Source organism: Adlercreutzia sp. DFI.6.23 (genome assembly GCF_024462535.1).
Classification (GTDB): domain Bacteria; phylum Actinomycetota; class Coriobacteriia; order Coriobacteriales; family Eggerthellaceae; genus Adlercreutzia; species Adlercreutzia rubneri.
Window position 1 is genome coordinate 109,033 of the sequence record NZ_JANGBP010000004.1, and the last position, 15,409, is coordinate 124,441.

Consider the following 15,409-nt stretch of genomic DNA (forward strand, 5'->3'; position numbering starts at 1 on the left):
CAAGAACTTCTCTCACGTATCGGTTCGTTTCAAGCGGAGCGCCTCGCTGCAGCCGATAGCGCTCCGTTGGTGCCATAGTGCCGCGGCTCGCTTTGGCCGTCATCGCCAAAACCCCGTGAAAGCATCGTTACTCAAAATGTAGTGATGCCCCTTAAGCTGGGTATTCCCCATATACCGCGCCCCTTGCGATGCCCTCGAAAGCCGCCCCGCCTACCATAGATTTCGATGCGAGGGACGCATCATCTGGCAATCAGTTCTCAAGAATCTAGGAGGAACCAATGGCTGACTACTTTGGCACCGACACCGTCGTATCCGAGCTGCGCGATGACGGCTTGCTCATCATCCGCATCAACCGCCCCGAGGTGGCCAACGCCCTGAACGGGGTGACCTCCGCGGCCATGGAGAACATCATGAACCACGCCGAGACCGACAAGGCGGTGCGCGCCATCGTCGTGACCGGCACTGGCAAGGTGTTCTGCGCCGGCGAGGATCTCTCCGAGCTCTCCGAGGGCGGCGAATGCCAGACGGTCACCGAGCACGGCTTCGGCGGCCTCACTGCGCGCTTGTGCTCCAAGCCGGTCATCTGCGCCTGCAACGGCTCGGCGGCCGGCGGCGGCATGGAGATCGCGCTTTCCTGCGACATGGTGGTAGCCGCCGAGAACGCGAAGTTCGGCTGCACCGAGGTGGGACTCGGCATCATCGCCTCCACCGGCGGCATCGTGCGCCTCGCCCGCGACATCAACCGCAAGGACTGCATGGAGCTTCTGCTCACCGGCAAGAAGATCAAGGCCCCCGAGGCTAAGGCGCTCGGCCTCATCAACTACGTGGTGCCCGCCGAAGAGGTGCTCGACCGCGCCATCGAGCTGGCCGAGGAGTGCCTGAAGAACGCGCCTCTGGCCCTGAAGTGGACGAAGTTCATCGTGCATGCCGCCGACCAGATGTCCGAGGAGGACGCCATGCGCTTCTCCGATGCGGCCTACCGCTTCCTGGAGAAGACTGAGGATGGCATCGAGGGCCCGGCCGCCTTCGTCGAAAAGCGCGCCCCCCACTGGACCGGCCGATAGGCGAACTGCTCCATAGGTATTCAGCACATGAAGAGCCCGCCACCGAGGCGGGCTCTTCTGCCGCTTAGAGGCTGGCGCTCCTTGCTTCCCAGACTACGCATCCCAAGCCCTCTCTCGAATCCGTGCGGCAAGATCGCCATGCACCAAGGGGGTCTCCCCCCCTGCTGCCGAAGCCCCGCATAAGCAGGAAGAGCCCATCACTCAGAGGGGCTCTTCCATTCTCGAAATTTAAGATCTTCTGCCGATAGCTGGAACCCTGAGAACCAACGCTCTATCTATCGTCGATGCCGCTCGTCTCGGCGAGGGACTTGCCCCGGGTCTCGGGCGCCAAGAAGTACGACAGAACGAGCCCGAGCAGCACGAGCCCCGCCGCCACGAGCATCACCGGTCCCACGCCCCAGGCATCTAAGGCGAGAGGCGTCCCGTAGGTGGCCGCGATGGTGCCGATGCGCGAGAAGCCGATGGCGATGCCGACGGCCGTCGCGCGCACCTCGGTGGGAAAGAGCTCGTTGGGGTACAGCCACTGCAGGATGCCCGGGCCGCCACTGAAAAACGCGTAAAGCCCGAATGCGAGAATGATCACCGTCACCGGCGCCGTGGGCCACAGCCCCAGCACGAGCAGACCCGCCGCCATGAGCGCGAAGCTCATGAGCAGCAAGGGGCGCCGCCCCATGGAATTCAGCCAGAACATGGCCGGAATGCTTCCCACCAGGAAGAACAGGCTCACAGCGCTCTCGCCCAGAATGGCCTCATGGCCCTCCCCCAACCCGAAGGCGGTCATGATCTCGGGACCGAAGGTGTAGATGGCGTACATGGGCACCACCTGGCACAGGATGAACACCCCGAGGAAGATCATGCGCTTGAGGTACTCGCCATGCAAAAGCGTCGCCAGCGGCGTCTTGTCCGTCGGCTTTACGGGCGCAAGCTCCACATCGGGGCCGAACACGCGATCCATCACGGCCCGCGCCTCGGCATGGCGCCCCTTGCTCGCCAGCCACAAGGGGGACTCGGGAATATCGTGCCGTCCTACGAGGAGAACCACGCAGGGCACCACGGCGCTGCCGAGCATCCATTTCCAGCCGTCCTCCACGCCGTAGAGCCCGTAGCCCACCACGGCGGCCACGGTGGCGCCCAGATACCACGCCGCCGACACCATTCCCATGGAGATCGACCGATGCTCCTTGGGCGTGAACTCGGCGATGAGCGACGTGGCGATGGGATAGTCGGCGCCGACGAACACGCCGATGAAGAACCGGGCGGCCACGAGCTGCCAGGCCTCGGCAACGAATACGCTCAGAAGCGAGAACAGCCCGATCGCCACCAAATCGATGATGAACATCTTCTTGCGACCGATGGCGTCGGTAAGGTAGCCCCCCGTGATGGTTCCCACGAAGATGCCGACGAGCACCGACGCGCCTATGGCCGCGCTCCAGACATCGGTCAGCCCGAAAGCCGGCACGATCTGGGTGAGCGCCACGCCGATGAGCGACAGCACGTAGCCGTCGAGGAAGGAGCCGCCCGACGAGAAGAACGTGATCTTGCGCAGAAACGGCGTCATGGCCACATCGTCCATGGTCCTTTTCGCCGTTTGACGCACCTTGCGGGCCATATCTCCGCTGATCTCCTTCGCCGCAGCGGTTGCCGGCGGGCTCGCCACCTGAGTCATCGCCTTCACATCGCTCGCCATGGCGCGCCCCCCTATTCCCACTCGGCGAGGCAGAAGTTCAGAAACGGCCGGGCCGCCCCATCGTCCGCGTCCACCACGCGGAAGCGGGCCTCGCCCTCGCCCATCTTCCACACCTGGGTGCAAAGGCGCGTGCCCGGCAGCACCGGAGAAGTGAAGCGGCACTTGAAGCGGCGCAGGCGCTCGGGCTGCCCGGGGATGAGCAGCGCGATGAGGTGGCGCATGGCGATGCCGGCCGTGCAGACACCGTGGTTGATGGGGCGCGCCAGCCCGGTCTGCTCGGTGTAGGCCCAATCGATGTGCTGCTGGTGCCAGTCGCCCATGAGCCGGTAGATGAGGGGCCACTGATAGCCGCACACCTCCTCGTAGGCGAGATCCGGCTCGCGGTCGGGATACTCGACGACGTCCTTCGGGGGCCTCTCGCCGCCAAAGCCGCCGTCGTAGATGCAGCAGTCGTAGGTCTCCACGGTGCACAGATGCACGCCGTCGGCGGAATAGGACTTCCCCACCTGTTTGGAGAGCGACCCGCGGCCCTCCCCGCGATCCCAGATGGCCTCCTGCACGACATAGGTCTCCACATGATCGTTCATCTTAAAGGGCGCATGGAAGTGAGCATCGATGCCGTAGTGCAGCGATCCGCTGTAGTCGAAGCCGTAGTCCAGCGTGGTCGTCACCTCCTCGTTCACCGTCAGCGGCACGCCGAAGATGGGCAGCACCTTGAGCCGCGGGTTCTCGGCATCGTGCTCGTTCACGTACTCCAGATCGGTCTTTCCGTCCCAGTCGGCGCCGCAGCCGAGCGCGCAGATCTCCAAGTCCTTGAAGGTGTAGTCCCGAACGAACGGGCCGAACGTCCTGCCGACGATTTCCGTTGAGATGGCCATGCTGTATCCTCCTCGTTAATGGGCTTCATATCTAATCAAGGGAGCAGAGCAGCTTCTTCTCCACTTTTCCGACGCTCGTATGGGGCAGCTCGTCCACGATCTCCATCAAGGTCGGCACTTTGAAATCGGCTAAGCGGCAAGCGGCGAAGCGCGTGATCTCCTCGACGGTGGCCGCCTGTCCCTGCACCAGCACGACAAAGGCCTTCACCGCCTGGTCGCGCACCGGGTCGTCCACGCCGATGACGGCGCATTCGGCTACGGCCGGGTGCATCAAGAGCGCGTCTTCCACCTCGGTGGCCGACACGTTCTCACCGCCTCGCTTGATCATGTTGCATTTTCGATCGACGAAATAGAACCAGCCTTCCTCATCGCGGTAGCCTTTGTCGCCGCTGAGGTACCAGCCCTCCCCATTCACGGTTCTCGCCGTGGCCTCGGGATCGTCGTAGTAGCCCTTCATGAGACTGATGCCGGGAATACCCCTCACGGCGATCTCCCCTACCGTCCCCGGCGGCACCGCCCGTCCCGTCTCGTCCAGGATCTCCGCCTCGTAGCCAAGGCCCGGCCGCCCCACGCTCGGCCAACGGCGCGGGCCATAGGGCAAGTCGGTGAGCGCCCAGCAGATGGACTCCGTCGCGCCGTAGCAGTTCTGCAAACGCACGGAGAAGCGGCGCTCGAAGGCCTCCTTCTCCTCATCGGTGATGGGTAGGTAGTACTGCACCGACCGGACGCAGTGCTCTCGCTCGGCGGCGTCGCACGGCTGCATCATGAGGGTGCGGGCCATCATCGCCACGAGCTGGATGGCCGTGGCTCCATGCTCGCGCACCTGGCGCCAGAAGTTGCGCGCGCTGTACTTCTCCAGCACGACGAGGCTGGCGCCCGCCGCGAGCACGGGCATGAGGGCCGCCAGCTGGAAGTTCGAGTGGAAGGCGGGCATGGTGGTAAGCATGCGGTCCTCAGGCCCCAAGGCGCACTGCCAATCGCCGTAGTGGCCGGCGAAGAGCATGTTCGCATGGGTGATCTCCACACCCTTGGGGCACGAGGTGGTGCCGGAGGTGAAGATGATCATGGCCGTGTCCTGGCCGTCCAGATCGCACCGCTCGTCCAGCACGTCAGCGCACGCATCTACCCCGGCGTCGAAGTCCACGGCACCGGCGACGAGCCCCTCCCCACCGCTGTGGCAGACGAACACGCGCTCCATAGGATAGACGCGCCTCTTTCCACAGGTGTTGTTCGGGCACGGGGGCATGGCGTCGGCGAAATAGTAGCCCTGGCAATCCGGCTCGCAGATGACGGTGCGGATGGCGCAGCGGTCGAACTGGAAGGCGCACTCGCCGAAGACGAGCTGCATGTTGATGGGCACCGCCACTGCCCCGATCTTCGCCAAGGCGAAGGTGGCCGACACGTACTCTGGCGAGTTGTACAGCTGGATGGCCACGTTGTCGCCTTTTTTCACCCCGGCCAACCGCAGGAAGTTCGCCGTGCGGTTCACCAAGCGGTCGAATTCGCCGTAGGTGAACGAGCAGCGGTGGCCGGCCCGATCCTCGCAGGTCAGAAAAAGATGATCGCCGCGGCTTGCGGACAGCTCGTTCCACAAATCGCGGAGATTCTCATTGCCTACGACGGTCGCCATGGCGTTCGTTCCTTCCCTCGAACTTGTCAGTGGGAGGAAGGCCCGCCCTTCCCCAGCGGGCCTTCCCTGCGCATAGTTGGCGCGATGCGCTCGCGCGGACGGCACGGCTACTCAGCGCACTTCACAATGCCATCAGCCGCGAATCGGGCGATCTGCTCATCGCTGTAGCCGAGCTTGGTCAGCACGTCTACCGTGTCGCCGCCCTGAGCGGGCATGGGGCGCCAAATGCGACCGGGGTTGTTCTGGAACTTCGGGAAGACGCCAAGTCCATGGAAGGTCTCCCCGTCGGCCGTCTCCCAATCGGCCCAGGTGTCGCGCAGGCGCAAATGCTCCTCCTCGACCAAATCCTCCATGTCGTTGATGACCTGGGCGGCAATGCGATGGGCGGCAAAGTCCTCTTCAATCTCGTACTTGGAATGGGCCAGGCAATACTCCTCGAAGGCGCGCTGGATCTCCTCGGCGTGGGGATTCGACAGCCACAGCCCGCTCGTGTCCTCGGGAATCTCCGGCGTGCCCCACAGATGCCCCAAGCCGATGGTCTCGAGGAAATACTTGTTCTGGTCGACGCCATAAAGGCACACGCCCAAAAAGCCGTCCTTGCAGGCGAACTCGCCAATGCCGCAGAGATTCTGGTTGCGCGCACCGGGGCGAGGCCACTTGATGCCCTCGTTCAAGTAGTCCACCAGGTAGTACTGGCCGATAGCCAAAAGCGTCTCGTACATAGCCAAATCGATGGACTCGCCCTTCCCCGACTTCTCAGCCTTATACAGGGCGGCCAGAGCCGAGCTTGCGATCATGAGCGTGTTGAAGTAGTCGCCGGCATAGGGCCCCGGCAGCATCGGCTGCTCCTCGGTACCGTTCTGCATGATGATCCCGGCATAGGCCATAACCGTCAGATCGTAGGCCGCGCGCTTGACCATCTTGGGATCGCCCGTCTGGCCGAAGCCGGACACGTGCACGATGACGAGCTTCGGGTTCACGGCCCACAGCACTTCGTCGGTCAGCCCCTTGCGAGCCCACGTGCCTCCCTTCGACGCCTCCATGAAGATGTCAGCGTCGCGGATCATGTTGAGGAATATCTCGCGACCCTCCTCAGAGAAGTAGTTCAGAGCCACGGAACGCTGGTTGCGGCGCTCGGCCTGCTTGATATAGGCCGTGTCGCGAATGGTGTCGCCAGCGCCGGTGTTCTCGAGCCAGGTGACATCCGCGCCCCAGTCGGCCATGAGGTCGGCGGCCTTGGGACAAGCCAGCTCAACAGCGGCATAGACCACCTTCACGCCATCAAGCGGACCGTAAGAGGGTTTCTCGGTAGGGATAGCCATTGTTTCTCTCCTTAAATCGCGTTTCTCTCAATACCTCGCTGGTTCGCCCAAGGAAGTTAGGCCTTGTAAGCCTTGCAGGCGCCCTTGGAGGTGGCCAAAATCATCATCTCGTCGGTGCCACCAGAGACGCGGTCGACGCGCAGATCGCGCCAGATGCGGTTGATGCGGTGCTCGGAGGCCACGGCGATGCCGCCCATCACCTGCATGGCGTCGTCGGTCACCTCGAAGGAGGCGTTGGCGCAGTAGTACTTGCACATGGCGGCCATGGCCGGGTCGAAGTCGCCGCCGTTGTTGTCGGCCATCCAGGCGGCCTCGTACAGCATGTTACGCATGTTGGTCAGCTTGATGCACATCTCGGTGATCTTCAGCGAGTTCAGCTGGAATCGGCTGATGGGCTTGCCGAAGGCGATGCGGGTGTTGGCGTGCTTCATGGCGTCCTCGAAGGAGCAGATGGCGGTGCCGTAGTCGCAGGCGCCCACGAGCCAACGCTCGAAGTTGAAGTCGGACACGCCGCGCATAAATCCGTTGCCCTCCTTGCCGAAGATGTCGGACTCCTCCAGCTCCACGTTGTCCAGGTACACCTCGCAGCAGCTGTCCATGCGAAGCCCCAGCTTCGGCAGCGGGGAGAGCTTCACGCCCGGCTTGGACATATCGACGAAGAATTCGGTGAACTGCGACTCGTCATCGGCGTTCTTGGCCATGATGACCAGGTACTTCACGCCGGCGGACGAGGTGATGAAGGTCTTGGTGCCGTTCAGGTAGATTTTGCCGTTCTCGCGCTTGTACGTGGTGGCCAGCGCCCCCACATCCGAGCCTGCGCCCGGCTCGGTGCAGGCGGAGTTCCAGATCTGCTCGCCGGAGCCGAGCGTGCTCATGACGGCGTCGATCTGCTCTTGGGTTCCCTCGCGGATAATGGTCTCGAAGCTGGGCAGCTGGTAGAGCACGTAGGTGGGCGCACCGTAGCGGCCGAGCACCTCGTAAACGGCCATCAGCGTCACGCAGGGCTGCTCCAGGCCCAGGCCGCCGTGGGACTCGGGCAGCATGATCTGGTCGAAGCCCAGCTCGCACAGGCCCGCCACCCAGCGCAGGGGGTAGACGTGCTTCTCGTCGCACTCGTGGAAGTAGGTCTCCCAGTTCTCGCTCTCCATGTACTCGCGGTAGCTGTCGACGATAAGCTCCTGCTCGTCGGTGAGTTTGAAGTCCATTCTTCTGTCTCCTTTCAAAGGGTGCTTTGCAAAGGGAACGCGCCCTGCGCGCCCCCGGATTGCCAATAACTAGGCGAGGCCCAAGGTCTCGCGGTAAAAGGTGGCGCCGTGTTCCAGCACGTCGTTGGCCGCATCGAGCATCTTGGTGTAGTGCAAGAAGGCGTGGATAACGCCCTCGAACAGCTCGAAGCGGAAGGGGGTGCCGTACTGCTCGCAGATGGCGGCCAGGGTGGCCGAGTCGTCGCGCAGCGGGTCAAACTCGGCGGCGGCGATGTAGCAAGCAGGCACATCATGGGTCAGGTCGTTCAAAAACAGGTTCGCGTAGGGCTCCGCCGCAAGGGCCGCGGGATCCTCGGCGTACAGGTTCAGGTAGAACTGCCAGTCCTCCTCGGTGAGGCCGTCCCACGGACCGCCCAGGAGCCGCATGGAGGAAGAGTCGGTCAGGCCGAACCACCCGTAGAACAGAAGCAGGCACTTCACGAAGTCGGCGCCGCCCATCTCCTCGCGCAGATACAGCGTGGCGGCCAGGCCCAGGTGCGCGCCGCCGGAGTCGCCGGCAAAGGCCAGGCGGTCGCCGTCGATGCCCCAGGCCTTCCCCGCCTCGTGCAGGTGCGCGGCCACCGCCGCCGCCTCGCGCACGGCGGAGGGGTACTTCGCCTCCGGGGACAGCCGGTAATCCACGGCCACCACCGGCACGCCGGCGCGCTTCGCCAAGATGCGGCAGATGCGGTCGTGGGTGTCCAAGTTGCCGAGGACGAACCCGCCGCCGTGGACGTAGACGATGGCCGGCGCCGTCGCGCCCTCGGCGATTTCGCAGGGGTAGTAGCGCCGCACGCCGATGGCGCCGAAGGAGCCTTCCACCGCATCGTCGACCACACGATCCATCTCAGGGGCTCCCTCGTTCCACCAGGCGCGGCCGGCCACGTAGTTCTCGCGCATCTGAGCGAAGCCGGCGCTTGTGTCGTTGGCGTCCCCGGCCAGCTCGTCCTCCTTCGCGAGGACGGCGGCCATCTGCGGGCTGATGCGGGCGAGCACGTCAATCTTGTTCGGCATAATAGGATCTCCTTGTCCTTTCCCGAATCCTGCGGTCTTTCCGATTTCCTCGCGTCGCTAGATGGTGGCCTCGCCGCCGGCGATCTCGGTCGCCTCGGCCTCCTCGGTCTTATCGACGGACTCGGCGCCGAAGTGCTTCTTGATGGTGCGGAGCAACATGACGAGGCAGATGCAGCCGATGACGCCGAACATGATCTCGAAACCGAAGATGCTCGTGTAGGCATCGATGCCCTGGGCGTCGATGAGGCCGCCGTACCAGGTGTGGATGAACACGTCGGGCATGAAGCCGACCACGGACAGCACGCCGGCGGCCGTGCCGAAGATGCGCATGGGGATCTTGATCTCCGAGAGCGGAGAGCTTCCGATGGAGAAGGCGCCGTAGGTGGTGAACCCGAACACGACGACCAGGATGGCGGCGACCATGGCCGCGCCCGGATCATGCGGGAAGACGATGAAGCCGAGCAGCACCGCGATGGACAGGATGAAGGCGCCCAGGATGACCTTGGAGGGGCTCTTCAGCTTCGTGGCCAGCCAACCGACCACAGGGCCGGCGATGAGGCCGATGCCGTAGGTGCGGATGAGGCCCACGACGTTCACGAGATTGCCGTCGGCGTTGAAGCACTGGGTGAGGTAGGGCGTGGTATAGGTAGCGCCCTGGTACACGGCGTAGACGCAGAAGTAGGCGACGCAGGCCCAGATGACGCCGGGGTGCTTGATGGCCTCGACGGCCTCCTTCAGGCTGAACAGCTTGGCGTTCTTGTCGATCTCGCCCTTGAAGTCGGGGATGAGGAAGATGGAGGCCACACCGAGCACGGCGATGACCACGGCCAGGAAGATGAGCATGACCTGCACGCCCTGGGCGACATTGGCGATGGCGGCGATGATGCCGGCGTTGATGAGGCCGATGACCAGTCCGGTCACGCCGTAGATGGAGTAGCTGATGCCGATCTTCGAGGCGTACTCGTCCTCCTCGCAGCACAGGCGGATCACCTTGAAGCGGGTGCCCCACCACACGAGGATGGAGGTGATGCCCATGGCTACGAACAGCACGAGGCAGATCTCCACCGACGGCAGCATGGCGTAGATGCCCACGAGCACCGCCGTGGCGAGGAAGCCCACGGTGGCCAGCGTGCGCATGCGGAACTTGTCGGCCACGATACCGGAGGGCAGATAGCAGATCATGGCCGCGATGCCGTAGGCCGACACCATAAGCCCCAGATCGGCGTTCGTGCAGCCGAGCGCCTGCATCAGCGGATCGTAGAACACATTCTTAAGGTACATGGGCGCGTAGATGATGGACGAGCCCATGGAGATGAGCACGACGAGTGCCCACTTGTGAAGCGACGTGAGATCCTTGTACGTCACTTCCCCTTTGCCCTTTGCAAGCAACGACATGGCAAAGCTTCCTTTCTCTCCGATTCGGCCCGGCCTTCCCGCCGGACCGCTTGCCCTGCGCGAGACAATTCCGCGCAATCGATCGATCTGGAATGCATTCTGCCGCTCGAGGGGCGGCACGCCATCGCACGCGAAAGAGGAAAGGGAGGTTACGCATTTTCTTGCGAGGTGACGATTCCCGTCGAAAGAGCCTGAAAGGCATCGCAAAACCCCTGCGAAAAGCGAAGTACTCAAAAACTTGCGATCCCATTTTTCATTGACGATCTTTACACTTAGCGCTCGGATTTGATACCGTAGCGCCATGATCGACGCTACATCAGCTAGAGGGTCGAACGACACCGCAACCTGCGGGATGACAAAGGGGAGAGCACCTATGGAAGCAAGCCGCGCCGAATTCGAGTCGTCAGACGCTAGAGAAGGACTCGCCCCCTCCGCCCTCTTCGATAGGCCCTTGTTGAAATACGTGGGCTTTGCCCTGCTGCTCGCCTGGCACTACGTACTTTGGTTTGTGCCGAACTTCTTCTTCCACACCCAGCTGCTCGACAAGAGCGTGACGCTCAGCTGGGTAGCGAGCCTCCTGCTAACGGCGGTGTTCCTCTTCATTCTGGCGGGGCTTCTCGGCCGAAAGCGTCACTTAAGCGACCACCCGATCGTCTTGCCGGCGGCGATGATTGCGGCTTCTTCGGGCACGGTGGCCCTGGGATTTTTTCCCTTCCATCTCGCGCCCGCAGGCCTCTACCTCGTCGCGATCATCATCCTCAGCGTCTCCGAGGCCACGCTCTGGATACTCTGGGGAGAGCGCTACGCCTGCGTGAAGGCGAACTTCACTATCAACCACATCGGCACGGTCTTCGGCATCACGCTGTTCCTGTGCGTGTTCGTCGCCTCGCTCCTGCCTCCGATGATAACGGCGCCGGCGGCGGCCCTGCTCCCCCTGGCATCGGGAGCCCTTCTGGCCTTCGCCCGCAAGGACGAAAAGCGCGCCTTTCCCGTACTCCTGCCGCGCAGCGCTACAAGCAGCGGCTTCAAGAACATGCTCGGCGTTGGCTTCGTCACGCTGCTCGCCTGCGCCGCCTGCTATTTCCTCAGCTGCATCATCCCATGGGAAGTGCTGCCCACCGGCGAGGACTCCTTCACATTCGGCATTTTGGGCGGGGCTCTGTTCATTCTCGTCATCGCCGGCATCTACACGCTGTCGCGCAACCGCCTCAACATCTTCAAGATCTACCCGGCCCTGCTCATCGCCATCATGGTGGGCTTCTCGCTGTTCCTCTCCTCGACGTTCGCTTACTTCCCCGCCTTCATCGTCGGCATCGGCGTGCAATCGCTCTTCGAAGTGCTGCTCATCATGTACTTCGGCATCCTCACCACCAAAGGCTACGCGACCCCGGCGCTCACTTTCGCCATGGCCGGCGGCTTCGTGCGCCTGGGGCTCGCCGCGGGCAACTCGCTGGCGCTGTGGTACGAGAGTATGGCAGTGCCAGTGACCCAGGCCCTCACACCGCCGACCTGCCTGGCCTTCATGTGCCTGCTCGCCGTCGTGCTCGTGCCGCTCGTGCGCATGGAGTTCAGCATCGTGGCCCTCACCGCTGCGCCGCCCACGCGAAACGAGGTGGAGGAGATCTGCGCCGAAGCGGCAGCCGAGTTCGGCCTGTCGGCCCGCGAAGCGGAGATCCTGCTGCTCATCGCGCGCGGACACACGACCAACTCCATGGCGGAAAAGCTCGTCATCTCCCCTTACACCGTAAACACCCACATCCGCCACATCTACGACAAGATGCAGATCCACAAGCGCAGTGAGCTTCTGAACTACCTGAACATGCAGCGCTCAGATTTCTAGAGCACGACTCGATAGGCAGGAACCGATCCCTCCGTAGGGGCTGACCTTGGTCAGCCCTCCCCTGGCGAGTCGACCCCACTTGAGGAGGGGCGACCAAGGTCGCCCCCTACGGGATAATGCGATAACCTTTCGTGACAAATCCATAGCACACAAGATGAGGCATTGCCAATTCTGCTTATTCACTGTATATTTACAGCAAATTCTTAGGAGGTTACTATGCCGCAGATCAAGCCACTGTCCGAATTCAACCGGAACCAGAACGCCCTCATCGAGGATCTCAGCCACTCGGGCGAGCCCTTGTACCTCACGCGCAACGGCTCGGCTTGCGTCGTGGTGATGGACTCGGCCGCCTTCGATGCCGCCATGGCCTTCCGCAACGAGATTTACGAGCAGGAAATGCGCACCTACCGCGGCATGCTCAAAGGCATCCAGGAAATGCAGGAGGGCAAGCTTCACGACGCCCAGGACGTCATGGACGAGCTGCGGGCACTCAGGGGCTGGGAGTGATGGCCGCCGAAGGCATGCGCGTTCTCTTCACGGACTCTGTGCGCACGTTCATCCTGGAGAACGTTTTCAGTGAGCGGGTGGCGCTCGCCATCGATCGCCAAAGGGACATGCTCGCGCTCTTCCCGGAAATGGGCCGCGAGTACGACCCCGTCTACGATGCGGCGCGCCTCTCGGTTCCGTGCCGGTGGATCGCCATTCCCGACACCCCCTTCACCATCTATTACGTGATCGACTACGATGCCGACGAAGTGAGAGTGTTCTACATCGAGCACCAGCGCATGAACCCCATGGGAAGGTTCTCGTAGCGGAAGCCGTCTCGTAGGGGCTGACCTCGGTCAGCCCTCTGCTGGTGGAGCAACCTCGCTCGAGGAGGGGCGACCGAGGTCGCCCCCTACGAAATCATCCCCGAATCGGTGCGAGCTCGCATAGAGAAACGGAGCCCTCCGAACCGTTCGGGAACTTCCTTACTGCCCGGATTTTACCAGCTCTTCGGCCATCTCGCGGAGCTTGAACTTCTGCACCTTCATGGAGGGGGTCATGGGGAAATCGCCCACGAAGAAGACGCGCTTGGGCACCTTGTAGCGGGCGATGCGCGGGATGGCGTAGGCGCGCACGTCGTCCTCGGTCATATCCTCGAAGCCGGGGCGCACCCGGATGAACGCGCCGACGATCTCGCCGAGCTTCGCGTCGGGGATGCCCACCACCTGGGCGTCCAGCACGCCGGGCATGGTGAGCAGGAAGTTCTCCACCTCGAGCGGGTAGATGTTCTCGCCGCCGCGGATGATCATGTCCTTGATGCGGCCCGTGACGCGGAAATACCCGTCCTCGTCCACGGTGCCCATGTCGCCGGAGTGCAGAAAGCCGTTCTTATCGATGGCCTTGGCCGTCTCCTCGGGCATCTTGTAGTAGCCCTTCATGACGTTGTAGCCCTTGCAGCACAGCTCCCCGTGCTCCCCCGGCTCGCAGATGTGGCCGTCGTTCACATCGAGCACGCGCACTTCCACCGGCGGATGGGCCCGGCCCACGGTCTCGCACTTGTGGGGAATGTCATCGTCCACCGAGGTCTGGGTGAACACCGGGCTCGTCTCGGTGAGGCCGTAGCAGATGGTCACGTCCCGCATGTTCATGCGCTCCATGACCTCGCGCATGGTCTCCGGCGGGCAGGGGCTGCCGGCCATGATGCCCGTGCGCAGGTGCGACAAGTCGAAGGAGTCGAAGTCCGGATGGTTCAGCTCGGCGATGAACATGGTGGGCACGCCGTAGACCGCCGTCGCCTTCTCCTTGTCGAGGGCCTGAAGCACCAGCTCGGCATTGAACTCCTCAACGATGAGCATGGTGCAGCGGTGGGTGAGGCAGGCCATGACCCCCAGCACGCAGCCGAAGCAGTGGAAGAACGGCACCGGCAGGCACACACGGTCTTCGGCACCGAGCTTTTGGCCCTCGCCGATGTAGAAGCCGTTGTTCAGGATGTTGCGATGGGTGAGCATGACGCCCTTGGGGAAGCCCGTGGTGCCGCTCGTGTACTGCATCATGACCACGTCGTTGTTGTCGAACTGGCCCTGGGCCCATTCCAGGGAGCTGTCGGGCTTGTGCTGGCCGAGCAGCAGAAGCTCGGGTACGCTGTAGAAGCCGCGGTGCTTCTCGGGTCCCATGTAGATGAGGTTCTCCAGGAAGGGGTACGCCTCGGAATGGAGGAAGCCGCGCTGCACGTTCAGCGACTCGGGCACCAGATCGCGGATGATCTGCAGGTAGTCCACATCGCGGTAGGCGTCGATCACGCAAAGCGCCTTCATGTCCGACTGCTTCAGCACGTAGTCGAGCTCGTGGGACTTGTACACCGGGTTCACCGTGACCATGACCACGCCGATCTTCGCCGAGGCGTACATGAAGGTGAGCCAATCGGGGATGTTGCGCGCCCACACGCCCAAGTGGTCGCCCGGCTTCATGCCGATGGCCAAGAGGCCCTTGGCCAAGGCATCGGTGCGCTCGTCGAAGTCCTTGTAGGTCCAGCGCAGGTCGCGGTCCGGGTACACGACGAACTCGTGATCGGGATCGATCGCCACCTGCTGCTTCAGATAGGCGCCGATGGTCAGCTCCGAGTGCAGCGGATAATCGGGAGACCCGGGAACGGGAGCGTCAGTGGTCTTGTTCTCTTCGGTCATAGATCCCTCCCCCGCTTAGAACGGCGTGTAAACACAGGCCAAGAATTTAGCGTTTTGCCCATTATGGGCGCGCACCTGGTGGGGCACGATGGAATCGTAGTAGATGGACTCGCCGGGGCCGAGCACGTAGGTCTCATTGCCGTACTCGATCTCGATCTCACCCTCCATGCCGTAGAGCCACTCCTCCCCTTCATGGGAATCCAGCTTGTGCGTGGCCTCGCCGGTGGGGCTCACGGTGATGATGAACGGGTCCATATGACGGGAGGGACGGCCCGCCGCCAGGCTGAAGTAGGACAGGTCGCCGGCGTCCTTGGCGGTCTGGAGCGATTTCACGCGCTCCACTTCCTCCATCTGATCGGTGCTGATGTAGGCGGGCCCGTAGGTCTCGTCGTCATCCATGAGGGTGCCCAGGCGCACGCCGAGGGCGCGGGTGAGCTTGATCAGCGGCGCCAGGGACGGCGGCACCTCGCCGGCCTCCAGCTTCTCGATGACCGTCACGTCGCAACCGCAACGATCGGCCAGATCCTGGCAGGTCAGATGATGCGCCTCGCGCAGCGTGGTGATCTTGCGCCCGAGCTTGTTGTCCTCAGCCATAACGTGCCTCCTTGAAATTCGATATCGCACTATTTTACTTGAGGACGGAAAAGGGAAATAAAGAAGCCGATG

Annotated in this window: 13 protein-coding genes; 4 read left to right on the forward strand and 9 right to left on the reverse strand. The window is 63.0% G+C overall.

Annotated elements, in window-relative coordinates; genetic code table 11:
• The first annotated feature begins 278 nt into the window (after positions 1-278).
• Positions 279-1,064 (forward strand): enoyl-CoA hydratase/isomerase family protein, encoded by a 786-nt coding sequence (locus NE591_RS04960; protein WP_157011505.1) that lies wholly within the window; start codon positions 279-281, stop codon positions 1,062-1,064.
• 271 nt (positions 1,065-1,335) lie between these two features.
• On the opposite strand, the gene NE591_RS04965 is transcribed toward NE591_RS04960, so the two are convergent.
• The 7 genes from NE591_RS04965 to NE591_RS04995 form a co-directional block, all read right to left on the reverse strand.
• On the reverse strand, positions 1,336-2,751 hold the full coding sequence (locus NE591_RS04965; protein WP_157011503.1) for an MFS transporter: 1,416 nt from the start codon (positions 2,749-2,751) through the stop codon (positions 1,336-1,338).
• An 11-nt stretch (positions 2,752-2,762) separates the two neighbouring features.
• Positions 2,763-3,629 carry a MaoC/PaaZ C-terminal domain-containing protein gene (locus NE591_RS04970; RefSeq protein WP_157011501.1) on the reverse strand — a complete coding sequence of 289 codons (867 nt, stop codon included), beginning with the start codon at positions 3,627-3,629 and terminating at the stop codon, positions 2,763-2,765.
• Positions 3,630-3,660: 31 nt separating this feature from the next.
• Positions 3,661-5,259, reverse strand: coding sequence for a crotonobetaine/carnitine-CoA ligase (gene caiC / locus NE591_RS04975; protein WP_157011499.1), 1,599 nt, complete (start codon positions 5,257-5,259; stop codon positions 3,661-3,663).
• Positions 5,260-5,366: 107 nt separating this feature from the next.
• Positions 5,367-6,581, reverse strand: a complete 1,215-nt coding sequence (gene caiB, locus NE591_RS04980) for an L-carnitine CoA-transferase (RefSeq protein WP_157011497.1) — start codon at positions 6,579-6,581, stop codon at positions 5,367-5,369.
• 56 nt (positions 6,582-6,637) lie between these two features.
• Entirely contained in the window at positions 6,638-7,786 is a 1,149-nt protein-coding gene (gene caiA, locus NE591_RS04985) for a crotonobetainyl-CoA dehydrogenase (RefSeq protein ID WP_157011496.1), read from the reverse strand.
• 69 nt (positions 7,787-7,855) lie between these two features.
• A complete protein-coding gene (aes, locus tag NE591_RS04990; protein ID WP_157011494.1) occupies positions 7,856-8,839 on the reverse strand; it encodes an acetyl esterase in 984 nt (327 codons plus the stop codon).
• Positions 8,840-8,896: 57 nt separating this feature from the next.
• Positions 8,897-10,234: an MFS transporter gene (locus NE591_RS04995; protein WP_157011492.1), complete on the reverse strand. Its 1,338-nt coding sequence runs from the start codon at positions 10,232-10,234 to the stop codon at positions 8,897-8,899.
• 373 nt (positions 10,235-10,607) lie between these two features.
• Here NE591_RS04995 and NE591_RS05000 point away from each other — a divergent pair, with 373 nt between their 5' ends.
• The 3 genes from NE591_RS05000 (at position 10,608) to NE591_RS05010 (ending at position 12,886) form a co-directional block, all read left to right on the forward strand.
• Positions 10,608-12,074, forward strand: coding sequence for a response regulator transcription factor (locus tag NE591_RS05000; RefSeq protein WP_157011490.1), 1,467 nt, complete (start codon positions 10,608-10,610; stop codon positions 12,072-12,074).
• Positions 12,075-12,290: 216 nt separating this feature from the next.
• Positions 12,291-12,581 (forward strand): type II toxin-antitoxin system Phd/YefM family antitoxin, encoded by a 291-nt coding sequence (locus NE591_RS05005; RefSeq protein ID WP_114539162.1) that lies wholly within the window; start codon positions 12,291-12,293, stop codon positions 12,579-12,581.
• Positions 12,581-12,886 (forward strand): type II toxin-antitoxin system RelE/ParE family toxin, encoded by a 306-nt coding sequence (locus NE591_RS05010; RefSeq protein ID WP_232325489.1) that lies wholly within the window; start codon positions 12,581-12,583, stop codon positions 12,884-12,886. The genes NE591_RS05005 and NE591_RS05010 overlap by 1 nt, the downstream gene beginning before the upstream one ends.
• A gap of 159 nt (positions 12,887-13,045) precedes the next feature.
• Here NE591_RS05010 and NE591_RS05015 read toward each other — a convergent pair whose 3' ends face one another.
• Both NE591_RS05015 and NE591_RS05020 read right to left on the reverse strand, forming a co-directional pair.
• Positions 13,046-14,743: an AMP-binding protein gene (locus tag NE591_RS05015; RefSeq protein WP_157011486.1), complete on the reverse strand. Its 1,698-nt coding sequence runs from the start codon at positions 14,741-14,743 to the stop codon at positions 13,046-13,048.
• Positions 14,744-14,758: 15 nt separating this feature from the next.
• Complete coding sequence (locus tag NE591_RS05020) at positions 14,759-15,337, reverse strand: helix-turn-helix domain-containing protein (RefSeq protein ID WP_022739788.1); 579 nt, start codon at positions 15,335-15,337, stop codon at positions 14,759-14,761.
• Positions 15,338-15,409 lie beyond the last annotated feature (72 nt).